Source organism: Azospirillum sp. CT11-132, from assembly GCF_047302835.1.
Taxonomy (GTDB): domain Bacteria; phylum Pseudomonadota; class Alphaproteobacteria; order Azospirillales; family Azospirillaceae; genus Azospirillum.
Genome location: NZ_JBGLZA010000006.1, coordinates 524414 through 550799 on the forward strand (window position 1 = coordinate 524414; position 26386 = coordinate 550799).

The 26386-nt window shown below is 67.3% G+C and carries 26 protein-coding genes and 1 tRNA gene; 7 read left to right on the forward strand and 20 right to left on the reverse strand.

The window, feature by feature from the left end; genetic code table 11:
- Positions 1-47: 47 nt before the first annotated feature.
- The 3 genes from ACCD06_RS26280 to uraH form a co-directional block, all read right to left on the reverse strand.
- Positions 48-968 carry a LysR family transcriptional regulator gene (locus ACCD06_RS26280; RefSeq protein WP_413344607.1) on the reverse strand — a complete coding sequence of 307 codons (921 nt, stop codon included), beginning with the start codon at positions 966-968 and terminating at the stop codon, positions 48-50.
- Between the two features lie 153 nt (positions 969-1121).
- Positions 1122-2891, reverse strand: coding sequence for a glyoxylate carboligase (gene gcl, locus ACCD06_RS26285; protein WP_413344609.1), 1770 nt, complete (start codon positions 2889-2891; stop codon positions 1122-1124).
- 124 nt (positions 2892-3015) lie between these two features.
- Complete coding sequence (uraH, locus tag ACCD06_RS26290; protein WP_109493037.1) at positions 3016-3366, reverse strand: hydroxyisourate hydrolase; 351 nt, start codon at positions 3364-3366, stop codon at positions 3016-3018.
- A gap of 292 nt (positions 3367-3658) precedes the next feature.
- Between uraH and puuE the strand changes: the two genes are divergently transcribed.
- Both puuE and uraD read left to right on the forward strand, forming a co-directional pair.
- Complete coding sequence (gene puuE / locus ACCD06_RS26295) at positions 3659-4588, forward strand: allantoinase PuuE (protein ID WP_109157701.1); 930 nt, start codon at positions 3659-3661, stop codon at positions 4586-4588.
- 8 nt (positions 4589-4596) lie between these two features.
- A complete protein-coding gene (uraD, locus tag ACCD06_RS26300) occupies positions 4597-5109 on the forward strand; it encodes a 2-oxo-4-hydroxy-4-carboxy-5-ureidoimidazoline decarboxylase (protein ID WP_413344611.1) in 513 nt (170 codons plus the stop codon).
- Between the two features lie 197 nt (positions 5110-5306).
- On the opposite strand, the gene ACCD06_RS26305 is transcribed toward uraD, so the two are convergent.
- The 7 genes from ACCD06_RS26305 to oxlT (ACCD06_RS26335) all read right to left on the reverse strand — a co-directional run bounded on the left by ACCD06_RS26305 (position 5307) and on the right by oxlT (ACCD06_RS26335) (position 12584).
- Positions 5307-6701, reverse strand: a complete 1395-nt coding sequence (locus tag ACCD06_RS26305; RefSeq protein ID WP_413344613.1) for an NAD(P)(+) transhydrogenase (Re/Si-specific) subunit beta — start codon at positions 6699-6701, stop codon at positions 5307-5309.
- Between the two features lie 4 nt (positions 6702-6705).
- A complete protein-coding gene (locus ACCD06_RS26310) occupies positions 6706-7125 on the reverse strand; it encodes an NAD(P) transhydrogenase subunit alpha (protein WP_413344615.1) in 420 nt (139 codons plus the stop codon).
- 13 nt (positions 7126-7138) lie between these two features.
- Complete coding sequence (locus ACCD06_RS26315) at positions 7139-8308, reverse strand: Re/Si-specific NAD(P)(+) transhydrogenase subunit alpha (protein ID WP_413344617.1); 1170 nt, start codon at positions 8306-8308, stop codon at positions 7139-7141.
- Positions 8309-8439: 131 nt separating this feature from the next.
- On the reverse strand, positions 8440-8925 hold the full coding sequence (locus ACCD06_RS26320; RefSeq protein WP_109157814.1) for a CBS domain-containing protein: 486 nt from the start codon (positions 8923-8925) through the stop codon (positions 8440-8442).
- A 77-nt stretch (positions 8926-9002) separates the two neighbouring features.
- A complete protein-coding gene (locus ACCD06_RS26325; protein ID WP_413344620.1) occupies positions 9003-10031 on the reverse strand; it encodes a 2-dehydropantoate 2-reductase in 1029 nt (342 codons plus the stop codon).
- Between the two features lie 227 nt (positions 10032-10258).
- Complete coding sequence (locus tag ACCD06_RS26330) at positions 10259-11002, reverse strand: sulfite exporter TauE/SafE family protein (protein WP_136703978.1); 744 nt, start codon at positions 11000-11002, stop codon at positions 10259-10261.
- A gap of 274 nt (positions 11003-11276) precedes the next feature.
- Positions 11277-12584, reverse strand: a complete 1308-nt coding sequence (gene oxlT, locus ACCD06_RS26335) for an oxalate/formate MFS antiporter (RefSeq protein WP_109157811.1) — start codon at positions 12582-12584, stop codon at positions 11277-11279.
- Between the two features lie 514 nt (positions 12585-13098).
- Here oxlT (ACCD06_RS26335) and ACCD06_RS26340 point away from each other — a divergent pair.
- Positions 13099-13542, forward strand: a complete 444-nt coding sequence (locus ACCD06_RS26340; protein ID WP_085084000.1) for a GNAT family N-acetyltransferase — start codon at positions 13099-13101, stop codon at positions 13540-13542.
- An 89-nt stretch (positions 13543-13631) separates the two neighbouring features.
- Here the strand turns inward: ACCD06_RS26340 and ACCD06_RS26345 are convergent, their stop codons facing one another.
- Positions 13632-13847, reverse strand: coding sequence for a hypothetical protein (locus ACCD06_RS26345; RefSeq protein WP_247882621.1), 216 nt, complete (start codon positions 13845-13847; stop codon positions 13632-13634).
- A 403-nt stretch (positions 13848-14250) separates the two neighbouring features.
- On the opposite strand from ACCD06_RS26345, the gene ACCD06_RS26350 reads away from it, so the two are divergent.
- Together ACCD06_RS26350 and ACCD06_RS26355 are read left to right on the forward strand one after the other, a co-directional pair.
- The gene (locus tag ACCD06_RS26350; RefSeq protein WP_109157809.1) at positions 14251-14709 is read left to right on the forward strand and encodes a CBS domain-containing protein; all 459 of its coding nucleotides are present in this window, start codon (positions 14251-14253) and stop codon (positions 14707-14709) included.
- Positions 14710-14779: 70 nt separating this feature from the next.
- Complete coding sequence (locus ACCD06_RS26355; RefSeq protein WP_109157808.1) at positions 14780-15709, forward strand: histone deacetylase family protein; 930 nt, start codon at positions 14780-14782, stop codon at positions 15707-15709.
- Between the two features lie 206 nt (positions 15710-15915).
- On the opposite strand, the gene ACCD06_RS26360 is transcribed toward ACCD06_RS26355, so the two are convergent.
- The 3 genes from ACCD06_RS26360 to ACCD06_RS26370 all read right to left on the reverse strand — a co-directional run bounded on the left by ACCD06_RS26360 (position 15916) and on the right by ACCD06_RS26370 (position 19146).
- Positions 15916-17643 carry a pyruvate, phosphate dikinase gene (locus tag ACCD06_RS26360; protein ID WP_413344624.1) on the reverse strand — a complete coding sequence of 576 codons (1728 nt, stop codon included), beginning with the start codon at positions 17641-17643 and terminating at the stop codon, positions 15916-15918.
- Positions 17640-18218, reverse strand: coding sequence for an NAD(P)-binding domain-containing protein (locus ACCD06_RS26365; RefSeq protein WP_413344626.1), 579 nt, complete (start codon positions 18216-18218; stop codon positions 17640-17642). Before ACCD06_RS26365 ends, ACCD06_RS26360 begins: the two co-directional genes overlap by 4 nt.
- A gap of 142 nt (positions 18219-18360) precedes the next feature.
- Positions 18361-19146, reverse strand: coding sequence for an NUDIX hydrolase (locus ACCD06_RS26370; protein ID WP_413344628.1), 786 nt, complete (start codon positions 19144-19146; stop codon positions 18361-18363).
- A gap of 198 nt (positions 19147-19344) precedes the next feature.
- On the opposite strand from ACCD06_RS26370, the gene pyk reads away from it, so the two are divergent.
- Complete coding sequence (pyk, locus tag ACCD06_RS26375) at positions 19345-20811, forward strand: pyruvate kinase (protein ID WP_413344630.1); 1467 nt, start codon at positions 19345-19347, stop codon at positions 20809-20811.
- 132 nt (positions 20812-20943) lie between these two features.
- Here the strand turns inward: pyk and ACCD06_RS26380 are convergent, their stop codons facing one another.
- The gene (locus ACCD06_RS26380; protein ID WP_085084025.1) at positions 20944-21633 is read right to left on the reverse strand and encodes a GntR family transcriptional regulator; all 690 of its coding nucleotides are present in this window, start codon (positions 21631-21633) and stop codon (positions 20944-20946) included.
- A 150-nt stretch (positions 21634-21783) separates the two neighbouring features.
- The gene (locus tag ACCD06_RS26385) at positions 21784-22428 is read right to left on the reverse strand and encodes a thiamine phosphate synthase (protein ID WP_413344632.1); all 645 of its coding nucleotides are present in this window, start codon (positions 22426-22428) and stop codon (positions 21784-21786) included.
- 375 nt (positions 22429-22803) lie between these two features.
- Here ACCD06_RS26385 and oxlT (ACCD06_RS26390) point away from each other — a divergent pair, with 375 nt between their 5' ends.
- A complete protein-coding gene (gene oxlT / locus ACCD06_RS26390; RefSeq protein ID WP_413344634.1) occupies positions 22804-24111 on the forward strand; it encodes an oxalate/formate MFS antiporter in 1308 nt (435 codons plus the stop codon).
- A 31-nt stretch (positions 24112-24142) separates the two neighbouring features.
- Here the strand turns inward: oxlT (ACCD06_RS26390) and ACCD06_RS26395 are convergent, their stop codons facing one another.
- The 4 genes from ACCD06_RS26395 to ACCD06_RS26410 all read right to left on the reverse strand — a co-directional run bounded on the left by ACCD06_RS26395 (position 24143) and on the right by ACCD06_RS26410 (position 26240).
- Complete coding sequence (locus ACCD06_RS26395; RefSeq protein ID WP_109156474.1) at positions 24143-24553, reverse strand: flagellar basal body-associated FliL family protein; 411 nt, start codon at positions 24551-24553, stop codon at positions 24143-24145.
- A gap of 185 nt (positions 24554-24738) precedes the next feature.
- The gene (gene panC, locus ACCD06_RS26400; RefSeq protein ID WP_413344636.1) at positions 24739-25620 is read right to left on the reverse strand and encodes a pantoate--beta-alanine ligase; all 882 of its coding nucleotides are present in this window, start codon (positions 25618-25620) and stop codon (positions 24739-24741) included.
- 183 nt (positions 25621-25803) lie between these two features.
- Positions 25804-25968: a sugar tyrosine-protein kinase gene (locus ACCD06_RS26405; RefSeq protein WP_085084036.1), complete on the reverse strand. Its 165-nt coding sequence runs from the start codon at positions 25966-25968 to the stop codon at positions 25804-25806.
- Between the two features lie 197 nt (positions 25969-26165).
- Positions 26166-26240, reverse strand: a tRNA-Val gene (locus ACCD06_RS26410).
- Positions 26241-26386 lie beyond the last annotated feature (146 nt).

Here is a 26386-nt window from a genome sequence, read left to right on the forward strand (position 1 = left end):
TTCGCAAGATCTGCGCGATCGTTCAGGAAATGTCGGCGCTGACTGCCCTACAGGATTGTATCCGGCGAGATCGCCGTCAGCGCCGCCTTGATCTTCGGCACCATATGGTCGGCGAAGGCCCGCACCTTGGCCGGCACCAGCGCGCGATGGGGATAAAGCACGGCCAGCGTCACGGGCTCCGGCGGGAAGTCCGGCAGAACCGGCACCAGCGCGCCGCTGGCGAGATGGTCCGCCACCTCCCACAGCGGCTTCATGGCGATGCCGCGGCCGTCCAGCGCCCAGCCGGTCAGCACGTCGCCGTCGTCGGCGTCGAAGCGGCCCGACACCGGCAGCTTCACCGGCTCGCCATTCTCCAGCACGCTCCATTGATATTGCTGGGTGCCGGGAAAACGCAGAAGCAGGCAGTTGTGGCCGGACAGGTCCGCCGGCATTGAAGGCATCCCACGCTCCGACAGGTAGGAGGGGGCGGCCACCAGCACCCGCCGCACATCGGCGATCTTGCGGACAACGAAGCTGGAATCCTTCAGCACCGCCATCCGCACCGCGACATCCACCGCCTCGCGCAGCAGATCCAGCAGATGATCGGACAGGCGCAGCCGCACCTCCACCAGCGGGTGGGTGGCGCAGAAGTCCGGGACCAGCGGCGCCAGGATGCGGCGGCCGAAGCCCAGCGGCGCCGTCACCCGCACGCTGCCCGACGGCACGCCGGACCCGGCGGCGATGCTGCTGTGCGCACGCTCGACCGCCTCCAGCACCTCCAGGCAGCTCTGGTAGAAGTCCATGCCGGTCTCGGTCGCCTGCAACTGCCGCGTCGTGCGGTTCAGCAGCCGGACGCCGAGATGGGTTTCCAGCTGCTGGATGCGGTGGCTGACCATGGCGGGCGACATGCGCAGGTTCCGCCCGGCGGCCGACAGGCTGCCCAGTTCGACGACGCGGACGAAGATGCGCATGTTCTCAAGCAACGCCATGCTCGCGCGGACTCCCTTCCCGACTGCGGATCGGCATCGACGCTAGCACGCGCAGTGCGGCGAGGGAATTTGCGCAATGCAGCAAATCCGTCAAAAAGAAAGCCGCCGGAGCGCATCGGCGCCCCGGCGGCTTTCGTCAGACGGACAGGATCGTCAGACCAGAACCGTCTCGCTCTCGTCCACCGGCAGGTCCAGCGTCTCCTCGAACTCGGTGACGTTGTCGATGTCGGTGCCCATGGAGATATTGGTCACCCGCTCCAGCACCAGTTCGACGACGACCGGCACCTGATACTCGTCCATCCAGGCCTGGGCCTGGGCGAAGGCGTCCTGGATGCGGTCGGGCTCGGTGACGCGGATGGCCTTGCAGCCCAGCCCCTCGGCCACCGCGACGTGGTCGACGCCATAGACGCCGATCTCCGGCGCGTTGATGTTCTCGAAGGACAGCTGCACCTGGAAGTCCATCTGGAAGGCGCGCTGCGCCTGCCGGATCAGGCCGAGATAGGCGTTGTTCACCAGCACATGGATGTAGGGCAGCTTGTGCTGGGCGCCGACCGCAAGCTCCTCGATCATGAACTGGAAGTCGTAGTCGCCGGACAGGGCGACGATGCGCCGCTTCGGATCGGCCACCCGGACGCCCAGCGCCGCCGGCAGGGTCCAGCCCAGCGGGCCGGCCTGGCCGCAGTTGATCCAGTGGCGCGGCTTGTAGACGTGCAGGAATTGCGCGCCGGCGATCTGCGACAGGCCGATGGTGGTGACGTAGGTGGTGTCCTGGCCGAAGGCGCTGTTCATCTCCTGATAGACGCGCTGCGGCTTCATCGGCACCTGATCGAAGTCGCTGCGGCGGTGCATCGACCGCTTGCGGCCCTGGCAGTCCTTGACCCAGGCGCCAAGGTCCTTGAACTTGCCGGCGGCCTTCCACTCCTTCGCCACCGCGATGAACATGTCCAGCGCCGCACCGGCGTCAGAGACGATGCCGAGGTCGGGCATGAAGACGCGGCCGATCTGGGTCGGTTCGATGTCGACATGCACGAACTTGCGGCCCTTGGTGTAGACCTCGACCGAGCCGGTGTGGCGGTTGGCCCAGCGGTTGCCGATGCCCAGCACGAAGTCGGACTTCAGCATCGTCGCGTTGCCGTAACGGTGGGCGGTCTGCAGCCCGACCATGCCGGCCATCAGCGGATGGTCGTCGGGGATGGTGCCCCAGCCCATCAGCGTCGGGATCACCGGCACGCCCAGCAACTCGGCGAACTCGACCAGCTTGTCGGAGGCATCGGCGTTGATGATGCCGCCGCCGGCCACCACCAGCGGACGCTCCGCCGCCGCGAACATCGCCAGCGCCTTTTCGACCTGTTGGCGGGTGGCCGCCGGCTTGTAAGCGGGCAGCGGCTCATAGGCCTCGTCGTCGAACTCGATCTCCGCCATCTGGACGTCGATCGGCAGGTCGATCAGCACCGGGCCGGGCCGGCCGGAGCGCATCAGGTGGAAGGCCTGCTGGAAGACGTAGGGCACCTGCGCCGGCTCCAGCACCGTCACCGCCCATTTGGCGACAGGCTTGGCAATGTCGGCGATGTTGATCGCCTGGAAATCCTCCTTGTGCAGGCGGGCGCGCGGCGCCTGTCCGGTGATGCACAGGATCGGGATCGAGTCCGCGATCGCCGAATAGAGGCCGGTGATCATATCGGTGCCGGCCGGGCCGGAGGTGCCGATGCACACGCCGATGTTGCCGGCATTGGCCCGCGTGTAGCCTTCGGCCATGTGCGAGGCACCCTCCACATGGCGGGCCAGCACATGGCGCATCGTGCCGCGCCGCTGCATCGCCGCGTAGAAGGGGTTGATCGCGGCGCCGGGGACGCCGAAGCAGACGTCGATGCCCTCCCGCTCCAGCACCCGCACCGCCGCTTCCGCCGCCGTCATTCTCGCCATCGCTCGACTCCTCACCAAACGCGATTGTTCCTGAGGACAGCTAAGCGCGCGGATGGTGGGTGCGGCAAATCAATGGGTTGCCTTTTCCACAGGCTGGAAAGCGGCGCGAACGGGGCAGAGCGCGTCAGCTGCCGCGATAGGTGGAATAAGCCCAGGGCGAAACCAGCAGCGGCACATGGTAATGCTGGGCGGCGTCCCTGATGCCGAAGCGCAGAGGCACCTCGTCGATGAAGTCCGGGCCATCGCCGGAGATGGCGCCGGTGCGGCGGAAATAGTCGCCGGCCATGAACAGCAGTTCATAGCGTCCGGGCTTGAACTCGTCGCCCTGGAGCGCCGGGGCGTCGAGCCGGCCGTCGGCGTTCGTTGTGAACTCGCCAAGGATGGTGCCGGTATCCAGCGCCGTCAGGCGGATGCGCATGCCCGGCGCCGGACGGCCGGCGGCAATGTCGAGGACGTGGGTGGTCAGGCGGCCCATGGGGGTGGTCTCCATTCTGCGCGTTGCCGGCGTTAGACCCCCCACCCTAACCCTCCCCCGCTGGGCGGGGGAGGGGATTGGCGCTTGTTCGGGAAAGTGGCGGCAGTCCCTCCCCCGCCCAGCGGGGGAGGATAGGTGGGGGTCTAACGGCGACGATAGATCACCCCCCACCCCCGCCCACCCTCCAAAATCCGGAAACTGTCTTCAGCCCCGCGCCCAATCCGCCGATTGAACCCCCTGCCGCCAATGGCTTAGCGTAGTCCCCGCTTCGACCGCAGCGAGCGAGACGACGATGACCGAGACCGCCCAACCCCAGGGCTACCCCCGTGACATGATCGGCTATGGCGCCACCCCGCCGCAGGCCAACTGGCCGGGCGGCGCCCGGGTGGCGGTGCAGTTCGTCATCAATTACGAGGAGGGCGGCGAGAATTGCGTCCTCCACGGCGATGCCGCGTCGGAGGCCTTTCTGTCGGAAATCGTCGGCGCCCAACCGATCCCCGGCGCCCGCCACATGAACATGGAGTCGATCTACGAATACGGCTCCCGCGCCGGCTTCTGGCGGCTGCACCGCCTGTTCACCGAGCGTAACCTGCCGGTCACCGTCTATGGCGTCGCCATGGCGCTGGAGCGCAATCCGGAGGTGGTCGCCGCGATGAAGGCCGCCGGCTGGGAGATCGCGACCCATGGCTGGCGCTGGATCGACTATCAGCATCTGCCGCCCGAGGTGGAGCGCGACCATATGCTGCGCGCCATCGAAGTCCACACCCGCGTCACCGGTGAGCGGCCGCTCGGCTGGTATCTTGGGCGGTGCAGCCCCAACACCTGGCGGCTGGTCGCCGAGGAGGGCGGCTTCGTCTACAACGCCGACTCGTACGCCGACGACCTGCCCTATTGGGACGACAGCCATGGCCGGCCGCAGTTGATCGTGCCCTACACGCTCGACGCCAACGACATGCGCTTCGCCACCAACCAGGGCTTCAACAGCGGCGACCAGTTCTTCGCCTACCTGAAGGACAGCTTCGACACGCTCTATGCGGAGGGGGAGACGGCGCCGAAGATGATGTCGGTCGGCCTGCATTGCCGTCTGGTCGGCCGGCCCGGCCGTGCGGCCTCGCTGGCGCGCTTCCTCGACTATGTGCGTGGCCATGACAAGGCGTGGGTGGCGACGCGGCTCGACATCGCCCGCCACTGGATCGCCGAACATCCCTACACCGCGAAGTGAGAGCGCAGATGCCCTACAACCTGGACGATCTGAACCGGATGGACCGCGCCGCCTTCGTCGCGGCGCTGGGTGCGGTGTTCGAGGAAAGCCCCTGGGTGGCCGAGGCCGCCTGGGACGAGCGGCCCTTCGCCGATGCCGCAGCCTTGCGCGCGGTGATGACCGGCATCGTCCGCAACGCCGGGACGGAGCGGCAGCGTGCGCTGATCCTCGCCCACCCCGACCTCGCCGACCGTGCGACCCGCGCCGCCAACCTGACCGCCTTTTCCCAGACCGAGCAGGCGAAGGCCGGGCTGAACGAGTTGACGGAAGCCGAAGCGCAGGAACAGCGCGACCTGAACCGCGCCTATCGCGAGCGGTTCGGCTTCCCCTTCATCATGGCGGTGCGCTTCAGCAGCAAGCAGGAGATCCTGGCGGCGATGCGCGAGCGCGTGGCCAACGAGCCGGAAGTGGAATTCGGCCGGGCGCTGGAGGAGATCTACAAGATCGCGGGGTTCAGGTTGGACGATCTGGTGGTGGAATAGTGTCGGCTCCGATTGCCCCCACCTAGCCTCCCCCGCTGGGCGGGGGAGGGACTGCCGCCGAACGCCGACAAAGGTCCAATTCCCTCCCCTGCCCAGCGGGGGAGGGTTAGGGTGGGGGCACTCGAAGCCGATACTTCAACAAAAGAGAAAATGCGCCGCCCCATCCGGAGCGGCGCGCTTTTCCGTAAGAACCCCCGTTACGCTTCCATCGCCTTCACCACTTCTTCAGTCACCTTCTTGGCGTCGCCGAACAGCATCATCGTATTCGGCCGGAAGAACAGCTCGTTTTCGACACCGGCATACCCCGCCGCCATGCCGCGCTTGATGAAGAACACCGTCTTGGCCTTTTCCACGTCCAGGATCGGCATGCCGTAGATCGCGCTCGACGGGTCGGTCTTGGCGGCCGGATTGGTGACGTCGTTGGCGCCGATGACGAAGGCCACATCCGCCGTACCAAAGTCGCGGTTGATGTCCTCCAGTTCGAACACCTCGTCATAGGGCACGTTGGCTTCCGCCAACAGCACGTTCATGTGACCGGGCATGCGGCCCGCCACCGGGTGGATGGCGTACTTCACGTCGACGCCCTCGTGCTTCAGCGCATCGGACATCTCGCGCAGGGCATGCTGCGCCTGGGCCACCGCCATGCCATAGCCCGGCACTACGATCACCGACTGGGCATTCTTCATGATGTAGGCGGCATCCTCGGCCGAGCCGGCCTTGACGCTGCCCTGCGGACCCTTGGCCTCACCGCCGGCCGCGGCAACTTCACCGCCGAAGCCGCCGAGGATGACGTTGAAGATCGAGCGGTTCATGCCCTTGCACATGATGTAGGACAGGATCGCGCCCGAGGAGCCGACCAGCGCACCGGTGATGATCAGCAGATTGTTCTGCAGGGTGAAGCCGATGCCGCAAGCCGCCCAGCCGGAGTAGCTGTTCAGCATCGAGATGACCACTGGCATGTCGGCACCGCCGATCGGCAGGATCAGCAGGAAGCCGAGAGCGAGCGAAACCGCCACGATCAGCCAGAGCGCCGCATCGGCATTCGACTGCACCAGCCAGCCGATCAGGATGACGGTCAGCACGCCCAGCGCCGCGTTCAGCGGGTGCTGCATCGGGAAGACCAGCGGCTTGCCGGTGACCAGACCCTGCAGCTTGGCGAAGGCGACCAGCGAGCCGGTGAAGGTGATCGCACCGATGGCGGTGCCCAGCGCCATCTCGACCAGCGAGCCCTTGGCGATGGCGCCGCGCAGGCCGATGCCGTAGGCCTCCGGCGAGTAGAAGGCGGCGAGCGCCACGAAGACGGCGGCCAGACCGACCAGCGAGTGAAAGGCGGCGACCAACTGCGGCAGCGCCGTCATCTCGATTTTCTTGGCGACGACATAGCCGATGGCGCCGCCGATGGCGATGCCCAGCACGATCATCCAATAGGACTGGACGATGGGCGAGGCCAGCGTGGTCAGGATGGCGATGGTCATGCCGACCATGCCGTAGATGTTGCCCTGGCGCGAGGTCTCCGGGCTGGAGAGCCCGCGCAGCGCCATGATGAAGCAGATGGAGGCGACGAGATAGAGAAGGGCCGACAAGGTTTCCATGGTCTTACTTGCCCTTCTTCTTGAACATGGAGAGCATGCGCTGGGTCACGAGGAAGCCGCCGAAGATGTTGACGGACGCCAGGATGACGGCGAGGAAGCCCAGGACCTTGGAGAAGTCCAAGCCGGCCGGGCCGGCGGCGATCAGCGCGCCGACGATGATGACCGACGACACGGCGTTGGTGACCGCCATCAGCGGCGAGTGCAGGGCCGGGGTGACGCGCCAGACGACGTAGTAGCCGACGAAGCAGGCCAGAACGAGCACCGTCAGGCCGGTGACGAAGAAGCTGCCGTGACCGCCGGCGGCCTCGGTGACCGGCTGCGTGCTGTGCGCGACCTGGGCGGCCAGCATATCGACCTGATTGCTCAGGTTCGCCAGGATTTCACGGAAAGCGGCGATGTTGCTTGCGGGATCCGGGTGTTCCATGGGATCCGCCTCCTCACGCGGGTTGCGCTTCGCGGGCGTCCGCGAAGGCAGGATGCACGATGGCGCCGTCGCGGGTCAGCGCGATGGCCTTGACGATCTCGTCGTCCCAGTTGACGGCCACGCCGGTGTCTTTCCCGTGCAGCGACGTCAGCAGCGCCAGCAGGTTCTTGGCGTAGAGCAGCGAGGCGCTTTCGGCGATGCGGCTGGCGTAGTTGGCATGGCCGACGATCTTCACGCCGTTGGCCGTGGTCACCACCTCGCCCAGCTTGGCGCCCTCGACGTTGCCGCCCTGCTCCACCGCCAGATCGATGATGACCGACCCCGGCTTCATCGACGCCACATGCTCCGCCGTCACCAGGATCGGCGCCTTGCGGCCGGGGATCAGCGCCGTGGTGATGACGATGTCCTGCTTCTTGATGTGCTCGGCGACCAAGGCGGCCTGCTGGCGCTTGTAGTCGTCCGACATCTCCTTGGCATAGCCGCCGGCGGTCTCCGCTTGGCGGAACTCGTCATTCTCGACGGCGACGAAGCTGCCGCCCAGCGACTGCACCTGCTCCTTCACCGCCGGGCGCACGTCGGTGGCCGAGACGATGGCGCCAAGCCGCTTGGCGGTGGCGATCGCCTGCAGGCCAGCGACGCCGACGCCCATGATGAAGGCGCGCGCCGGCGGAACGGTGCCGGCGGCGGTCATCATCATCGGGAAGGCGCGGCCATACTCGCTGGCGGCATCGACGACGGCCTTGTAGCCGGCGAGGTTGGCCTGGGAGGACAGCACGTCCATGACCTGGGCGCGGGTGATGCGCGGCATGAACTCCATGGCGAAGGCGTTCACGCCGGCATCGGCGTAGGCCTTCACATGGTCGCGGCTGTTGTGGGGGTTGAGGATGGCGAACAGCAGCGCGCCCTTGCGGATCAGCGCCAGTTCGTCCACATCGCCCTCACCGGCGATCAGCGGCCGCTGCACCTTCAGCACGATGTCGGCATCGGCCAGCGCCGACGCCTCGTCGGCGGCGATGGCGGCCCCCGCCGCCTCATAGGCCGCGTCGGTGATGCTGGAACCGAGACCGGCCCCGCTCTCAACGACGACATCCAATCCGAGAGTTTTGAATTTCTTGATGGTTTCGGGAGACGCGGCGACGCGGCGCTCGCCCGGGCGGCGCTCCCTGGGTATCGCGATCTTCATGTCGTTTGCTTTCGAAGGCCGGCCATGGCGGCGGGCAAAATCCACCCGCGTCCAGATCAGGGCGGGCTAGCGCCGAAGCGGCAAAGGCAGGGGAGCCGGCAACCGATTTGCGCCGGCCCCACCGGCACCGGTCACTGGTTGGCGACGACCGGGAAGTCCCAGCTTTCGGCGGCCGAGGCCGCGATGGGCAGTTCTCCAGCCGGCAGATTGTCCACCGGCAGTTCTTCAAGCTGGCGGCGGATCAGGTCGCGGACGCTGACGACGCCGACCAGCGTCGCGCCCTCCAGCACCGGGACATGGCGGATGCCGTGCTCGTCCATCAGGCTCAGCACATGGCGCACCGTATCCGACGGGCTGCAGCAATAGGGATCGCGCGTCATCAGCGCCGATACCGCCTGCTCCAGGATGCCGGGCCCGCGGTCGACCAGCGCGCGGACCACGTCGCGTTCGGAAATGACGCCGACCACCGTGTTGCCTTCGGTGCGGCAGACGTCCTTGACCACCAGCGCGCCGGTGTTCTCCGCCTTCATCAGGCGCAGCGCGGTGGCGACAGTCTCGTTGATGCGCACCATGCCGATGCGCGTGCCCTTCTTGCGGAGAATGTCCTCGACCTTCATGACGCTCCTCCCCCTGTTCGATGCGGCCGGCCCCATGGTCCCTTCGGGCTCGGCGCCGGCCGCGCCACCTACTTTGCTTACTGGGCCGCGACCGCTTCCGGTGCGGCAGCGGGAGCCGCGGGCTGCGGCCGGCTGTAGCAGCCGGCGTTCTCGCCCCGCTGCTTCACCAGGGCGAGCACCACGTCGATGGTCGGCGTCGGCACGCCGACCATGCGGCCCATCTCCTGCACCACCGACAGCAGCGGATCGATCTCCATCGGACGGCCGCGCTCCAGGTCCTGCAGCATGGAGGTCTTGTGCGCCCCCACCGCAGCGGCGCCGTTGATGCGGCGTTCGACGTCGACGCGGAAATGGACGCCCAGCTTGTCGCCGATGTCCTTGGCCTCCAGCATCATCGCCTTGGCGACGGCGCGGGTGTCCGGGTCGCCGCAGATGCCTTCCAGCGTGCCGTGGGTCAGCGCGCTGATCGGGTTGAAGCACAGGTTGCCCCACAGCTTCAGCCAGATCTCGTCGCGGATGCGGTCGAGCACGGGCGCGCGCAGGCCGCCGGCCTCCATCGCCTTGGACAGGGCGACGACGCGCTCCGACTTCGACCCGTCCGGCTCGCCCAACGAGAACTTGTCGCCATAGACATGCTGGATGACGCCGGGCTCCACCACTTCGGTCGCCGGATAGACGACGCAGCCGATGGCGCGCTGCGGACCGAGACCGTTCCACTGGACCGCGCCCGGATCGACCGTCTCCAGGGTGCGGCCGTCGAAGGCGCCGCCGGTGCCGTGGAAATACCAATAGGGAATGCCGTTGACCGCGGTGACGACGGCGGTGTCGTCACCCAGCAGCAGTTGCATCGCGGGCACGACACCGGGGACGGAGTGGGCCTTCAACGCGACGATGACATAGTCTTGCGGGCCGAGTTCGGCCGGGTTGTCGGTGCAACGGGGGTGGACGACGGTCTTCTCCTCCCCCATCAGCAAGGTGACGCCGTTCTCGCGCATCGCCGCCAGATGCGCACCGCGCGCCACCAGACTGACTTCGGCACCCGCCTGGTGCAGGCGCACGCCGAGATAGCCGCCAATGGCCCCGGATCCGTAGATGCAGATCTTCATGCCGGATTCCCCTCTCCCCCGATTTCACTTTTTGAATGCTGTGGGGCTGGACGACGCCAGCCTGCCCACACCGGCCGCATCCATCGGCTGACCGGTTGCTTTGCAGCGGCATCCAACAGTCTGTCGCGCAAACTGTGTTTGGAGTTTGGTATACCACATACCGTATGTCAATGCGGAATGTGGGGGTGGGGTTGAAGATTGCGGAATCGGGCGCTTCCCCGATCGAATCAGGCTCCCTTCGCAAAGAAGTAGAGGGTCAACGCCGTTCCGATGATGACCACCAGTGTTTTCAGCAGCTTCGGATCGACCCGCTTGGCCCCCATGGCGCCGGCATAGCCGCCGGCCATCGCCGCAATCGCCATCGCCAGCGTTTCCGGCCAGGACACCGCCCCGGCGACGATGAAGGTGCCGACCGCCGCGGCGTTCATCAGCATCGCCAGCAGAAGCCGCAGCCCGTTCATGGCGTGAATGTCGCGCAGCCCGAACAGGGTCAGCGCCGCCAGCATCAGAAAGCCGATGCCGCCGCCGAAATAGCCGCCATAGATCGAGATCAGGAACTGCACCACCAGCACGCTGCGCCCGCCCAGCCGCAGCCTGGACACGATGCCGGGCGCATAGGCGCCGATGGCGAAGACGGCTGTCGCGAACAGCAGCAGCCACGGCACGAAGCGCGCGAACACCGCATTCGGCGTCAGCAGAAGAAGCAGCGCGCCGGCCAGCCCGCCGACGAGGCTGAGCGCCGCAAAGACCGGAACATTCACCTGCCCGCCCGCCGCGATCTCCCGCCGGTAGGCCCAGCTGCTGGCCGCCTGCCCCGGAAACAGCGCCACTGTGCTGGAGGCGTTGGCGGCCACCGGTGACACCCCGGCGAACAACAGGGCCGGAAAGGTGATGAACGCGCCGCCGCCGGCGACCGCATTCAGCGCGCCCGAGGAGAAAGCCGCCAGCATCAGAACGACGATAGCCAGCATAATCGATCCACCCCTTTCGATCGGTGTTGACGATGCAACTCGTATTCTGTATACAGAATATCAGCCTTTGAAGCGGGCTCTGCCGGGACGCATGGTTTGTGACCCTCACCCTCCGATGCGGTTCACGATTCTGCCTCCCAAAACGCGACAAACCGACACCGGGACCAATGCGGTGGTCCCGATGCCGGCTTGTCGTGTCGTTTGGCGGTGAACTGTACCGCCTTTAACTGGAGTCCCGGCCGGCCCCCCGGTCAGCGGGAACTCCCTTTCCCTTTCAGTCGGCGCCTTCGGTCGCCAGCTTGCCGCTGACCGGCTGGACGGTGTCCTCGGCGATCTGACGGGCACGCATCGGCTTCAGGACGAACAGGGCCATGAAGGCGGCGATGGCATTGACCGCGGCGGCGAAGAAGAACACCGTCTGCCAGGACCCGCTGGAGGCCACTATGATGTTGGCGAAGGGAACGACCAGAGAGGCAGTGCCCTTGGCGGTGTAGAGCAGGCCGGCGTTGGTGGTGGCGAACTTGGACCCGAAGCTGTCGGCGCAGCAGGACGGGAACAGGCTGTAGATTTCACCCCAGGCGAAGAACACCAGACCGGTCAGGATGACGAAGGCGACCGGGTTGTGGCCCCACTGGTTCAGCGCCAGGATGCCGACCGCTTCGATGGCGAAAGCGACGAACATCGTGTTCTCACGGCCGATGTGATCCGACACCCAGCCGAAGAAGGGACGGGTCACGCCGTTCAGCACGCGGTCGATGGTCAGCGCGAAGGTCAGCGCCGGCAGGGTCAGGCCCATGATGCTGACGGGGGCGCCGTCGAGGTGGAAGTCCTTGGCGATCGGGCCGAGCTGCGCGGTGGCCATCAGACCGCCGGCGGCGACCATGACGAACATCAGGTACATCACCCAGAAGACCGGCGACTTCAGCGTCTCCTGCGGGGTGTAGTTGCGGCGGCTCTGGTTGACGGTGGACTTGCCCTTCGGCAGCAGGGCCGGGTTGGCTTCCTTCAGGAACCAGGCCAGCGCGAAGACGATCAGGCCCTGGCCGAGACCGAACACCAGGAAGGTCTGCTGGAAGCCGGAGGTCTGGATCATGTTGGCGATCGGCACGACCGTCACGGCGGAACCGGCGCCGAAACCGGCAGCCGTCAGGCCGGCGGCCAGACCGCGGCGATCCGGGAACCACTTCAGCGCGTTGCCGACGCAGGTGCCGTACACGGCGCCGGCACCGACGCCGCCCACCGCCGCGCCGATATAGAGCAGCGCCAGAGAGTCGGCGAACGAGTTGATGACCCAGGCCAGCGCACACAGGATGCCGCCGACCACGACGACGATGCGGGGACCGAACTTATCGACGAACCAGCCTTCGATCGGCACCAGCCAGGTTTCGGTCACGACGAAAATGGTGAAGGCGACCTGAATGGCGGCACGGCCCCAATGGTACTTTTCATCGATGGGGTTGACGAACAGCGTCCAGCCATATTGCAGGTTCGCGATCATCGACATACAGATCACGCCGATGACCAACTGCATCCAGCGGCCGCCGAGCGGTGCTCCCTGCGCCTCCGAATTCGTATGCTGCATCTTCTATCTCCTCCTAGGAAGCGGTTCTCTGCCGGTTCGGGCGTCGCTTCTGTTTTGATGCTTAGGCTTTTACTTTTGGCGTCTTCTTAGATGCTTTAAGAGGTTTGACGCTGTTGTTCGCTTTTGCTTGGCAGCGCGGCGAGGATGCGGCCTCGGGGCGCTGCACTGCTTGGGTGACGGGTTTTCGCCTCCCGCCAGACCGGTGCAGTCCTGATCCGATCTGGAATTATCAATATGGTATACCAGATGCCGGACACCTGACAAGCGATTAGTGGGTTGGGCGAACTGTTTCCGCAGGCTGCATTCGCCCAGGCACCGGGGGCGAGAGTCGCGTTTCGATTTTACGGCACGCGGAAAGCGGGGCGGCGCAGCTTTTGGCCGGACAATCTATTGGCATATGGTATGCCAGCTCCGACGGCACAGTTCGGCCCGGCAACCGCCGGCCGGCATGGTCTCCGCCGCCGGCGCTGACGCCCTTCCCGGCAGAACCCATATAGATAAGGAGTCGACCGCCATGGACCAGCAGCAGAACATCGAGATCGTCGTGGCGCGTGACGATGCCGATATCGCCGCCAGCTATCCGATCATGAAGGAGCTGCGGACCCACATGACCGACCCCGAGGCCTACCGCGCGCAGATTCGCCGCCAGATGGACGACGGCTACAACCTCGCCCTTCTGCGGCTGGACGGCGAGATCGCCGGCTGCGGCGGCTTCCGCGTCCACGAGACGCTGTCGCGCGGTCGCTACATGTATGTGGAGGATCTGGTCACCAGCTCCGCCAAGCGGTCCTACGGGCTGGGCGACAAGCTGTTCGACTGGCTGGCGGGCGAGGCGCGGGAGCGCGGCTGCGCCCAGATGGAGATCATCTCCGGCATCCAGCGCGGCGAGGCCCACCGCTTCTATCACCGCAAGCGGATGACCATCAAAAGCTTCCAGCTGGTGTTGCCGCTCGCCTGAGCGGACCGCATGCCGGACTGGAGTCGAAACGAAAAAGACGGCCTGGAAGGGCCGTCTTTCTCACGATCTGTTTGGTGGGGAACCGCAGCTCAGAAGGCGCGGGGGAAGCTTGCCCAGGCCGGACCCGGCGGCAGCTCGTCTTCCGGCTCCTTGAGATCGGCTTCGGTCGGGTTGGCGAGGCGAAGCGGCGCGGAGGAGAAATCGCGCTGCGACTTGCCCGCGGCGGCGATCTGCATCGACAGGATGTAGTGGACCGTGCCGCCGAAGACGGACAGCACAAGCGCCAGAACCAGCATTTCCAACATGTTCATCGCTCCAGTGTCTCGGTGAGGTGCTTTTTTTGTTTGGTCGGCTTCGGCGTGACCATTCTGTTATGACGCGTCGCAGCAATTGGTTCAAGTTGTTTGGTATACAAGGTACACGATGCCGGACATGCGCATGCCGCATACCTCCATCAATTTGCACGCATATCAAACATACCGCATGTCGAACATTTCGCCTCTTATGCTTTGGCATTACGGCTCCAACAGAGCGATTTCGATTGCGCTGCACCATCGCATAGGCCGACGTCGAAATTGTTTGCGTGGCGTACTGTATCTGGCATACCATATTCACAGCACGACGCCCGGCCGGGCGCCTTGCCGCCCCGAGGGGAGCCGCCCGACAGACGGTCTTCCTGCCAGCCGCCAGCCGATCAGGAGTCACGCCATGAAGGTCGAACATATCCTGCGCACCAAGGAATCCCGCGTCGTCGCCGTGCGGACCAGCGCAACAGTCGCCGAGGCCGTCAAGCTGATGAAGGCGGAGAACATCAGCGCCCTGGTCGTCAAGGATGTCTGCCGCACCGAAGGCAACACGCTGGCCGGCGTGCTTTCGGAACGCGACGTCGTCCACGCCCTGCTGGAGCGCGGCGGTTCGCTGCTGTCCATGCCGGTGTCGCAGCTGATGACGCGCCAACCGGTGACCTGCACCCCGTCGGACAGCGTCCATCAGGCGCTGCAGCTGATGGACAAGCACCATATCCGCCATCTTCCGGTGCTGGAGGACGGCCATCTGGTCGGCGTCGTCAGTGCGCGCGACTTCACCCGCCTGCATCTGCAGGAGCTTGAAGGCACCGTCGCCTCGGTCGCGGAGCCGCCGCCGGCCACCACCAGCTACGCCCACTGAACCATTCCCCGAACATGGCGCCGCCGGCACATCCTGTCCGGCGGCGCCTTTCCTATGGGAGAGGCCGCCTGTGACCACCCTGATCTTCACCCATCACGACTGCTTCGCGCATGACACCGGCCCCGGCCATCCGGAGGCGCCGGAACGGCTGGCCGTGGTGTGGCAAGTGCTGGACCGGCCGGAGTTCCGCGACCTGGAGCGCCGGTCCGCCCCCGAGGCCGATGTCGAGCAGCTGTCGCGCGTCCATGAACGCAGCTATGTCGATGCCGTGCTCGCCGCGGTCCCGGCCGACGGGTATCAGCGGCTGGACGGCGACACGCTGCTGTCGCCGGGGTCGCGCGGCGCCATCCTGCGCGCCGCCGGATCGGTCTGCGCCGCGGTGGACGCGGTTCTGGCCGGCGAGGCGACCAACGCCTTCTGCGCGGTGCGCCCCTGCGGCCACCATGCCGAACCGGCCCGCGCCATGGGCTTCTGCGTCTTCAACAACATCGCCGTCGGGGCCGAGCATGCCCGCAAGGTGCACGGCCTGACCCGCGTCGCGGTGGTCGATTTCGACGTGCATCACGGCAACGGCACCCAGGCGATGTTCGCCGACGACCCTAACCTGTTCTTCGCCTCCACCCATCAGTCGCCGCTTTATCCCGGCACCGGCAATTCGTGGGAGCGCGGCGTCGACGGCAACATCCTGAACCTGCCGCTGGAGCCCTACAGCGGCTCCGTCGAGTTCCGCCAGGCAGTGGAGCGCGCCATTCTGCCGGCGCTGGAGGCGTTCCAGCCGGAATTGCTGCTGATCTCCGCCGGTTTCGACGCCCACAAGCGCGACCCGCTGGCCCAGCTCGGCTTCACCGCCGAGGATTTCGAATGGGTGACGCGCAAGCTGGTCGAGCTTGCCGACCGGGTGTGCGGTGGCCGGGTGGTGTCGGCGCTGGAAGGCGGCTATGACGCGACCGGGTTGGCGGAAGGCTGCGCGGCGCATTTAAAGGCGTTGATGCGGGGGTGAGTGGGGCGTCGGCTTCGAATGCCCCCACCCTAACCCTCCCCCGCTGGGCGGGGAGGGGACAAGCGCTTGTTCTGAAAGGCGGCGGCAGCCCCCCCCCCGCCCAGCTCTCGCACAAAGCTCCGCTTTGTGCTGACGCGACAGGCGGACCGAAGGTCCGCTGAGAGCGGGGGAGGTTAGGTGGGGGTCTAGCTCAGCAACCCTAAACCTCAATCCGCCGCCAGCCCCACCCCGCACTCCCGCGCCCAGTCCAGCAGCCGGGCGGTCGCACCGTCCGGCGCCGGCCGCTGCAGGGCGGCGGTCCCGAGCACCACGGCGCCGTTGCTGCCGTCGATGGTCAGCAGGTCGCCGGTGCGGACCGTCACCTCGTCAACCCGCATCACCCCTTCTTCCGGGTCGATGCGCAGCCCACGGGCACCGCAGACGCAAGGGCGGCCCATGCCGCGGGCGACGGTGGCGGCGTGGCTGGTGAAGCCGCCGCGGGCGGTGACGATGCCGACGGCGGCCTGCATGCCGTGGATGTCCTCCGGCGAGGTTTCCGGCCGGCACAGGATCACCGGCGCACCGCCGCGCGCCAGCCGCAGCGCATCCTCGGTCGTGAAGGCGGCGCGGCCGGTCGCCGCCCCGGGCGAGGCGGGAAGACCGGTCGCGATGGCGGCGGCCAGCGCCTCCGGCGTCAGGGTCGGGCGCAGCAGCTCGTCCAATGCCTGCGGGTCGACGCGGCCCACCGCCTCATCGCGGGTGATGATCCCCTCCTCCGCCATGTCGACGGCGATGCGGACGGCCGCTTCGGAAGAGCGCTTGCCGCTGCGCGACTGCAGGATGAACAGGCGCCCGCCATCCACGGTGAACTCGATGTCCTGCATGTCGCCGAAGGCCTGTTCCAGCCGCTCGGCCACCCGGCAAAGCTCGGCATAAACCGCCGGCATGCGGCGCTCCATCGAGCGGTCGGGGTTCGGCTGGCTGGCACTCAGCGGGTCGGGATCGCAGGTGCCGGACACGACGTCCTCGCCCTGGGCATCAGCCAGGAACTCGCCGCACAGGCCGGGCGCGCCGGTGGAGGGATCGCGGGTGAACAGAACGCCGGTGCCGGACTCCGGCCCACGGTTGCCGAACACCATCGCCTGCACCGTCACCGCCGTTCCCAGATCCTCCGGAACATCGTGCAAGGCGCGGAAGGCGACCGCCCGCGGGTTCATCCAGGAGCGGAAGACCGCCGCCACCGCCAGACGCAGCTGCTCCGCCGGATCCTGCGGGAAGGGACGGCCGCAGCGCGTCTCCACCAGCCGAAGGAAGCGCGGCATCAGGCTGCGCCAGTCCTCCGCCGTCAGATCACCGTCGCGCTGAAGCCCGCGCTCCTCCTTGTATTCGTCCAGCAGCGCCTCGAACCGGTGGCCGGGCACGCCCATCACCACGCAGCCGAAGGACTGGACCAGCCGGCGATAGCAGTCGTAGGCGAAGCGCGCATCGCCCGACGCCGCCGCCAGCCCCTGCACGGTGCGGTCGTTGAGGCCGAGATTCAGAATGCTGTCCATCATGCCGGGCATCGACACCGCCGCGCCCGAGCGGACGGACAGCAGCAGCGGCCCGCCATCACCATCACCGGTGCCGCCGAAACGCCCGCCCGCCTGCCGCTCCAGCGCCAGGACGGCCTCATCGATCCGCTTCAGCAGGCCAGCCGGCAGCGCGTCCTCCGCGCCCAACCCGCGCCCGGCCTCCGCGGCGATGACGAAGCCCGGCGGCACCGGAATGCCGAGCGCCGCCATCTCCACCAAGCGCCCGCCCTTGTTGCCCAGCCGCGCCACATCGGCCCGCCCGGCGACCAGACCGGCGGCAAGCCCGGCGCCGAAAGGGACGATCATGTCCGGTCCGGCCGCGAAGAGGCTGGAGGCCGGGCGGCGCATCGGGGCGATGTCGGGAGCGGTGGAGGTGTTCATGATGTGCCCAACCTGGATTCAGCCGGCCCGTCGAAGGCCATCAGACGCAGCAGCCGGTGCAGTCCATCCGGATCGTCGCTTTTCCTGTCCGCCATCCTCATGTCCGACGTGCGGACCAGACGCGCCCGCTGCCCCGAACCGGGGCCGCCGGCACGGACGACGCCATCGCTAAACAGCCGCAGCAGCGGTTCGGCCCGCGCACAGGCCACGTCGCTGCCGCCGAGGTCGATGACAGGATCGATGACCGGAGCGTTTCCTGCCGGCGCATCGGCCAACAGGGCACCCAGATCGGCGAGCCGCGCGGCGTTGGCCGAAGCCTCCGCCGGCGGCAGGACCGACAGGTCGATCACCAGCGCGCCCGGCGGCAAGGCGGCGGCAAAGCCGTCCTCGGCGAACAGGGCGGCCTCGATCGCGGGCGCATCGGGCAACAGCATCATCACCACGTCGCACCTGCCGGCCCGGTGGCGGAAGTCGCCGCGGCCATGGGGGTGGCGGTGCAGCCGGTGCCCGGCGTCGCGCAGCCTGTCCATGATCGCCTCGGCCATCTTCCCGTCCCCGATGAACCCGACATCCATTCCGCGATCCTCCCGCCTCGGCCCGGAACGCCGTCATCCGGCGCCGAGCATCAGCATGGAGATTGATTGCGCATGTCGCATCGCACAATAGCACGTCTGCGCAATTTTCACATCGCGGAAACCGGCCTGAACTTGCCTAATCTTACCCAAGCCTAACAGTTTGGGCGGAGGTCTCCAGTGGCAAAAAGCCGCAGCCGGCCGGAATCCGGAACACCGGACCGGCCGCTGTTTCCACCAGCCGCGGCAGGATCGGCGCCGGCAAGCCCTGGCCGGGCACCGCTGCACAGGCCAACGCCGCCGCCATGTCGGCACATCCCGCCAGCCGCAACAGGGTCATCCGGGTGGCGAAGACCAGCCGGCGGCGCCCGGACTCCTCCTCCGCCAGCAAACGGCGCGGAGTGGCCCACAGCACGCCGACCGCTTCCCCGCCGTCGCAGACCGGCTCCTGCCCGCGCGGCGCCATGACTAGAAAGAACAAGGTGTCGAACCGGCGCGGCAGCATCTCCGGCGTGATCCAGCGGGCCAGCACCGTCATGCGGTCGAGCGCTGGCGCGACTCCGACCCGCGCCAGCGCCGCGGCGAAGCCCTCCCCCGCCGCCAGTCCGCGGCGCAGATCCGCCAGCACCGCGGAGGAAAGCGGGGCGCAGGTCGGCAACAGGCCGCACTCCTCCACGCACTCCCGCAGGGCCGCAACCCGGTGCGCGAGGTCGGCGGGCGGCTCCCCCTCCGGCCAGTGGGCACGCCACAGCGGATGATGGTCCGCCGCCTCCAGCCGGCCGCCGGGAAAGACGGTGGCGCCGGGGGCGAAGCGCAGGCCGGCATGGCGTTCCATCACCAGCACTTCCAACCCATCCGGGCCGTCGCGCAGCAGGATCAGCGTGGCGGCCGGATGGGGGAAAACAGGGTTCTGAGGGGTGGTCTCGGACATGCCCAAGTGTCGCCGACGGGCGGTCCGGCTGTCCATGTGCGGCGGGAAGAACCACTCTCACGATGCGGAATAAGGGGCGGGTGCCGTTTGACCGTCCGGCCTAGGACTTCCAGCATCCGGGCAACACCGAACCTCGCTCATCATCATTCGCCAGTCCCGCCCCTTTCGCAAAGGGCCGGGCGGAGGAAGGCTGTCGTCATGCCGTTTCACCGCAGCACAAAGATCGTCGCCACGCTGGGCCCCGCCAGTTCTTCGGAAAGCCAGATCACGGCCCTGGCCCGTGCGGGCGTGAATGTCTTCCGCCTGAACGCCAGCCACGGCACCCAGGCCGAACATGCGGAGCGTTACGCCCGCATTCGCGCCACCGAAAAGACGCTGGGCCGGCCGATCGGCATCCTGCTCGACCTCCAGGGGCCGAAGCTGCGGGTCGGGACCTTCGGATCCGGGCCGGTGGACCTCGCCATCGGCGACCGCTTCCGCCTGGACCTCGACCGCGCGGCGGGCGACCGCCGCCGCGTCTGCCTGCCCCATGGGGAAGTGTTCGCCAGCCTGGAACCGGGCCTCGACCTGCTGCTGAACGACGGTCGCATCCGGCTGCGCGTGCTGGACTGCGGCCCCGACTTCGCCGAGACGGAGGTGGTCGCCGGCGGCACCCTGTCGGACCGCAAGGGCGTCAATGTGCCGGGCGCGGCGCTGGCGCTGAGCGCGCTCTCGGAGAAGGACCGCAGCGACCTCGCCTTCGGGCTGGAACTCGGCGTCGACTGGATCGGGCTCAGCTTCGTCCAGCGGCCGGAAGACATCCTGGAGGCGCGCGAGCTGATCGGCAACCGTGCCCATGTGATGACCAAGATCGAGAAGCCGGCCGCCCTGCCGACGCTGGACCGGATCATCGAGCTGTCCGACGCGGTGATGGTCGCGCGCGGCGACCTGGGCGTGGAACTGCCGCCGGAAGACGTGCCGGCCCTGCAGAAGAAGATGATCCGGCTCAGCCGCGCCATGGGTAAGCCGGTGATCGTCGCCACCCAGATGCTGGAATCCATGGTGTCGGAGCCGACCCCGACCCGCGCCGAGGCCTCCGACGTCGCCAACGCCGTCTATGACGGGGCCGACGCGGTGATGCTGAGCGCCGAATCCGCTTCCGGCCGCTATCCGGTCGAGGCGGTGGCGATGATGGAGCGCATCGTCCGCCGGGTGGAGGGCGACCCGCTCTATCGCCGCATCATGGACGCCGACCATCCCAGCCCGGAGGCGACCGCCCCCGACGCGCTGACCGCCGCGGCGCGACAGGTGGCGGAAACCATCAGCGCCGCCGCCATCGTCACCTACACCACCACCGGATCGACCACGCTGCGCGCCTCGCGCGAGCGGCCGGGCGTGCCGATCCTCGGCCTCAGCGCCAACCATGCGACGGCGCGGCGGCTGTCGCTGGCCTGGGGTGTCCATGCCGTGCTGACCGACGACGTGGCGAATTTCTCGGAAATGGTCGGGCGGGCGCTGACCGCAGCGGCGGAAACCGGCATCGGCAGTTCCGGCCAGTCGCTGGTGGTCACCGCGGGCGTGCCGTTCGGGACGCCGGGCAAGACGAATTCCCTGCGGGTGGTGACCATCGACGGCGACGACGCACCGAAGGTGGAGACCGCGCAGAGGGAGGCGGCGACGGTTTGAGAATTGTGGCGTTAGACCCCCACCCTAACCCTCCCCCGCTGGGCGGAGGAGGGGACAAGTGCTTGTTCAGATAAGTAGCGGCAGTCCCTCCCCCGCCCAGCGGGGGAGGATAGGTGGGGGTTTAACTCCGCCTCACTCCAGAAAATCGCAATGCTTCTCCACATGCGCAGCCAGACCCATGGTGTGCTCGCGCACCAGCCGTTCGGCGAGGTCGGCGTTGCGCTCTTCCAGGGCCTTGATGATGGCGCGGTGGTCGTGGATGGAGCGTTCGGCCCGGTCCTCCTGGCCGATGGTCAGCTTGCGGATCGCCCGCATGTGGATGAACAGGTTGTCGGTGACGTCCTGGATCAGCTTCGACCCGCTCAGCTGGATGATGCTCTTGTGGAAAGCGATGTTGGCGTCGGAATATTCGCTGACATGGTCCTTCGGGCTGCGCTGCTCGAAGCTGCCGAACAGGTCCCACAGCTTGTGGATCTCAGCCGCCGGGGCATGTTCGGCGGCCATGCGGGCGGCCATGCTTTCCAGCGCCGCCCAGACCTGGATCATCTCGACGATCTCGGTCTTGGTTTTGCGGACGACGAAGATGCCGCGGCGCGGCTGCAGGCGGATGAAGCCCTCCTGCTCCAGCAGGGTCAGCGCCTCGCGGATCGGGGTGCGGCTGACGCCGAGCTTGTCGCTGAGCTGCCGTTCGTCCAGCCGGATTTCACGGTCATGGTCGTAGATGTCCATCTCCGTGATCGCCTGCTTCAGCGCATGGTAGACCTGACTGCGGAAGGTGGTTCCGGTGTCGAGGGGCTGGACGTTGAGAGCGGGAAAGGTCATGGAGTGGATGTCCTCATGTCTCGCCGGCGGTCGCGGCGCACCCGGTCGGCCCCTTGCACGGAGCCACCGTGCCTTTTTTCGTATCCTACATACCAGATGCATGCAAGCCGTTGAAATGTCCAGGGGGACCGGCGTGAAACGCGCCTGAGCTTAACCGCAGGACAGCCCGGCTGTTTTGGCCGGCACCAGCGCGGCCAGCAGCGGCGCCAGCGCTTGCGGGTCGCGCATCGCCAGCCCCATCACCGCCACGCCCGCCGCCCCGGCCGCCCGGCATTCGGCCACCGCGCCGGCGTGGTCGATGCCGCCCAGCCCGATCACCGGCACGCCCCGGCTCACCCACCTCCGCAGCCCCGCCTCACCCAGGCAGGGGCCGTAGCCCGGCTTGCTGGCGGACGGGAAGATCGGCGACAGGGTCACGTAATCAAACTGCCCCCCGCACTGCTCCATCGCCTCGGCGCCGTCCGAGTCGTGGCGTGACAGCCCGATCAGTGCCCCCGGCCCCAGCAACGCACGCGCCGCCGCCGGATCGCCGCCGGAGGGCAGATGCACCCCATCCACCCCGGCCGCCGCCGCCAGCGCCGGGTCGCCATGCAAGGTGACGTAGGCCCCCCACCGACGGGCACGCACCATCAGCGCGCGAGCCAGCTCCACCCGTTCGGCATCGGGCAGGTCCTTGTCACGCAACGACAGCCAGCGCACGCCGCACGCGAACAGGCGCTCCGCCACCTGCGGCAACGGATGCTCGGCCAGACGGCGGTCGGTGATGACCAGCAGCGCCGGATCAGGCAACGGCATAGGACGGATTCCTCCTGTTCGGCCGAGCATTACCGCAACGGCGTAGCGCTTTCGACCAGCCGCGAGACCCCGCTTTTTCCGAATCGTGGAATTGCAACGGATTCACATGGACAATTCGCATGCATGTCACTGCGTCGGCAAATGGTTCGTATTGACATAGTCAGTCAAACTGATGATCGTGAAGGCGGGCATGGGGCATTTGGCATGCCAGCAACCGCAAGTTGGTGGTGGAAGGTTCCATCCCACAGCCGTTTTCCCGGACCGGACACCAGAAACCAAGAACAGGGTCGAAAATACAGGTCCGGACATCCGAACAGAAGATGCCGAACAAGAGACGCCGAACAGAACATGTCGGGTGCATTGGGGAGGAAGGACATGGTGCGTGAGACGCACGGCAAAACGGCCCAGGTCGCACCCTGGGGCGGGCGCTGGATGCAGCTTGCTATCGGCATCGTCTGCATGTCGATGATCGCCAATCTGCAATATGGCTGGACCCTGTTCGTCGAGCCGATCGACGACAAGCATGGCTGGGGTCGCACCGCGATCCAGGTGGCCTTCACCATCTTCATCGTCACCGAAACCTGGCTGGTGCCGGTGGAGGGCTGGTTCGTCGACAAATTCGGTCCGCGCATCGTCGTGCTGGTGGGCGGTGCGTTGTGCGCCCTGTCCTGGGCGCTGAACGCGGTGGCGGATTCGCTGGCGCTTCTCTATCTGGCAGCGGTGATCGGCGGCATCGGCGCCGGCGGCGTCTATGGCACCTGCGTCGGCAACGCGCTGAAATGGTTTCCCGACCGCCGCGGGCTGGCGGCCGGCCTGACCGCCGCCGGCTTCGGCGCCGGCTCCGCCCTGACGGTCGTGCCGATCGCCACCATGATCGAGTCCTCCGGCTTCGAGACCACCTTCATGACCTTCGGGCTGGGCCAGGGGCTGGTGATCCTGGTGCTGGCCTGCTTCATGACCGACCCGCCGAAGATGGGATATGGCCAGAGCCGCGGCACGGCCGCCCCGCAGCGCCGCCACTATGCCCCGCAGGAGATGCTGCGCACCCCCGTCTTCTGGATCATGTACGGCATGTTCACCATGGTCGCCGCCGGCGGCCTGATGGTGACGGCCCAGCTCGGCCCCATCGCCGCCGACATGGGTCTGGTCGACGCGCCGGTCAGCATCCTGGGATTGACCCTGCCGGCGCTGACCTTCGCCCTGTCGATCGACCGGGTGATGAACGGCATCACGCGGCCCTTCTTCGGCTGGGTCTCCGACCATATCGGCCGCGAGAACACCATGTTCATCGCCTTCACCATCGAAGCGGTCGGGGTGATGGCGCTCAGCGCCTATGGTGCCGATCCGGTGGCCTTCGTCATCCTGACCGGCTTGGTGTTCTTCGCCTGGGGCGAGATCTTCAGCCTGTTCCCGGCCTGCTGCGCCGACACCTTCGGCTCGCGTTTCGCCGCGACCAACGCCGGCATGCTCTACACCGCCAAGGGCGTGGCCGCCCTGATGGTCCCTGTCGGCAACCTGATGGTGGAGGCGACCGGAAGCTGGCAGACCGTCTTCTACAGCGTCGCCATCGTCAACGCGCTGGCCGCCTTCCTCGCCCTGTTCGTCTTGAAGCCGCTGCGCGCCCGCTATGTCGCCGCGGCCAGCAGCGCCACCCCGCGCCTGACCACCCGGCTGGCCGACTGACTTTTCAATGGGGCCGGCGGCGTCTCCGGCCCTACCTGACCACCATGCGGTCCAGCAGGATCTCCTTCACCCGCACGCCGCGCAGTTCGCGGTCGAGCACGCCGGCAATGGTGCTCTTCATCAGCTTCGCCCCGTCGGCGCCGGTCAGCTGCTGGGGGTCGATCTGGCGCATCCGGTCGGACAGGCGGTCGGTGATGCGGGGGACATAGGGGTCGGCGACTTTGCCGTCCACCGACGGATCGATCTCCAGCAGGACCTTCACGTCCACCATCCGGGCATCGCCGCCGCCAAGGCTGAAGGTCATCATCGGCAGGGCGGCGTATTTCTTGTCGGGACCTGTCTGCGCCTGCGGAGCCGGAGCCCGGTTGCGGCCGGCGATCATGGCGCCGCCCGCACCCAGCGCCGCCAGCGTCAGCAGGAGGCCGGTCAGAACGAGCGGCATCAGGGAAACCGTTTCCCCCTGCCGGTTGCGACGAACGAGCCGCAAGATCGCCTTTCCGCCCCCAACACGGGGGTCCATTTCCCATCGGGACCATGCCCGAGGAAATTCATGTTAGACGCGCAACAAATTCCGGTCAAATGCCATTGGATGCCCCATTGGGCCGGCCGTCCTCATTCCCCGGTATGTCAACCGGCAGGAATCACCGGCACATTGTCGATCAGGCGGGCCTTCCCCATCCAGGCGGCGGCCAGCAGGCGGGCCGGACGGGTGACGGCGGTCACCGGCTCCAGCGTTTCGGCGTCGCGCAGTTCGACATAGTCGATCGTGCCGAACCCCGCCTCGGCGATGCGGCCGCGGATGCCGGTCAGGGCGCCGTCGGGCTCCGCCCCCCGCGCCAGCGCTTCGGCCGCCGCGGTCAGCGCCCGGTACAGCTCCGGCGCGCGGGCGCGCTCGTCGGCGCTGAGATAGGCGTTGCGCGACGACATGGCGAGCCCATCGGCCTCGCGCACCGTCGGCAGCCCTTCGACCCGCACGGGAATGTCGAGGTCGCGGGTGAAGCGGCGGATCACCATCAGCTGCTGGTAATCCTTCTCGCCGAACACCGCGACGTCGGGCAGCGCCTGCAGGAACAGCTTGGTCACCACCAGCGCCACGCCGCCGAACATCTGCGGCCGGAAGGCGCCGCACAGCCCCTCCGCCGGACCGCCGACCGAAATGGCGGTGGCGAAGCCCTCCGGATACATGGCGCGCACGGTCGGCGCATAGAGCGCGTGGCAGCCGACCGAGGCCAGCTTGGCGGAGTCGCCGCTCTCGTCGCGCGGGTAGCGGTCGAAATCCTCGTGCGGGGCGAACTGGGTCGGGTTGACGAAGACGCTGGCGACCACCCGGTCGGCCAGTTCGCGACCGCGCCGCACCAAGCCCAGATGCCCGTCATGCAGCGCCCCCATGGTCGGCACCAGCGCGACGGTCAGCCCCTCCCGCCGCCAAGCCGCGACCTGGGCTCTCAGGTCCTCCACCGTCCTCAGGATCGGCAGCGGACTGGAGGTCTGGGCAGTGGTCGGCGTCATGGCGTCGGTCCTTGGCACAGCAAGATCGGGGGCACAGCGATATCGGGAGCGCAGCGAAACCGGGCGCTGGATAACCCGACGGACCGTTCCTGTCCAGAAAAGCTTTCCGCAGGACAGACTGTTGCCGGACCCTGAAGGTTCGGCATCCGCGGCGGGGAAGGTTGCGCCCCGCCGCGGAATGGATCAGCGCTTAATCGTGATGCCGACCAGATAGGCCAGGTTCGCCCAGGCCAGCAGCGTGGCCAGCAGGGCGGTGAAGGACGGAACGAAGACAACCGAACCGATGATGACGGCGAGCACAGCGACCAGCAGGCCGAGGGAGAGCAAAGCGATACGGGTGTCGTCCATCTGATTGGCTTTCCGAAGCGGGTGACAGGGATGGCCCCCCTAATACCGCATTGCAGCGCGAAGAGGGCTGATCTGCGTCAATCGACCGCGGATTCGCCAATCATATAAGCAATGCATAATGCATGTTTCGCGCGGCCCACAGCCGCCGGTGCGGAAAACAAAAAGGCTCCGGACTTTCGTCCGAAGCCTTTTTATGATGGTGGGCGCGACAGGGATTGAACCTGTGACCCTTCGCGTGTGAAGCGAATGCTCTCCCGCTGAGCTACGCGCCCGAACCGTGAAACTCTTACCGAACTCTTTTGCGTCGCGGCCGTTTTTCGTCGGCCCCGCCGCTGCGGTGGGCGGGTTTCTACGGCCTTCCCCACCGGGTGTCAAGCACCAGATTCATCCCCATCTTAAAAAAGATCAGCCGACCGCA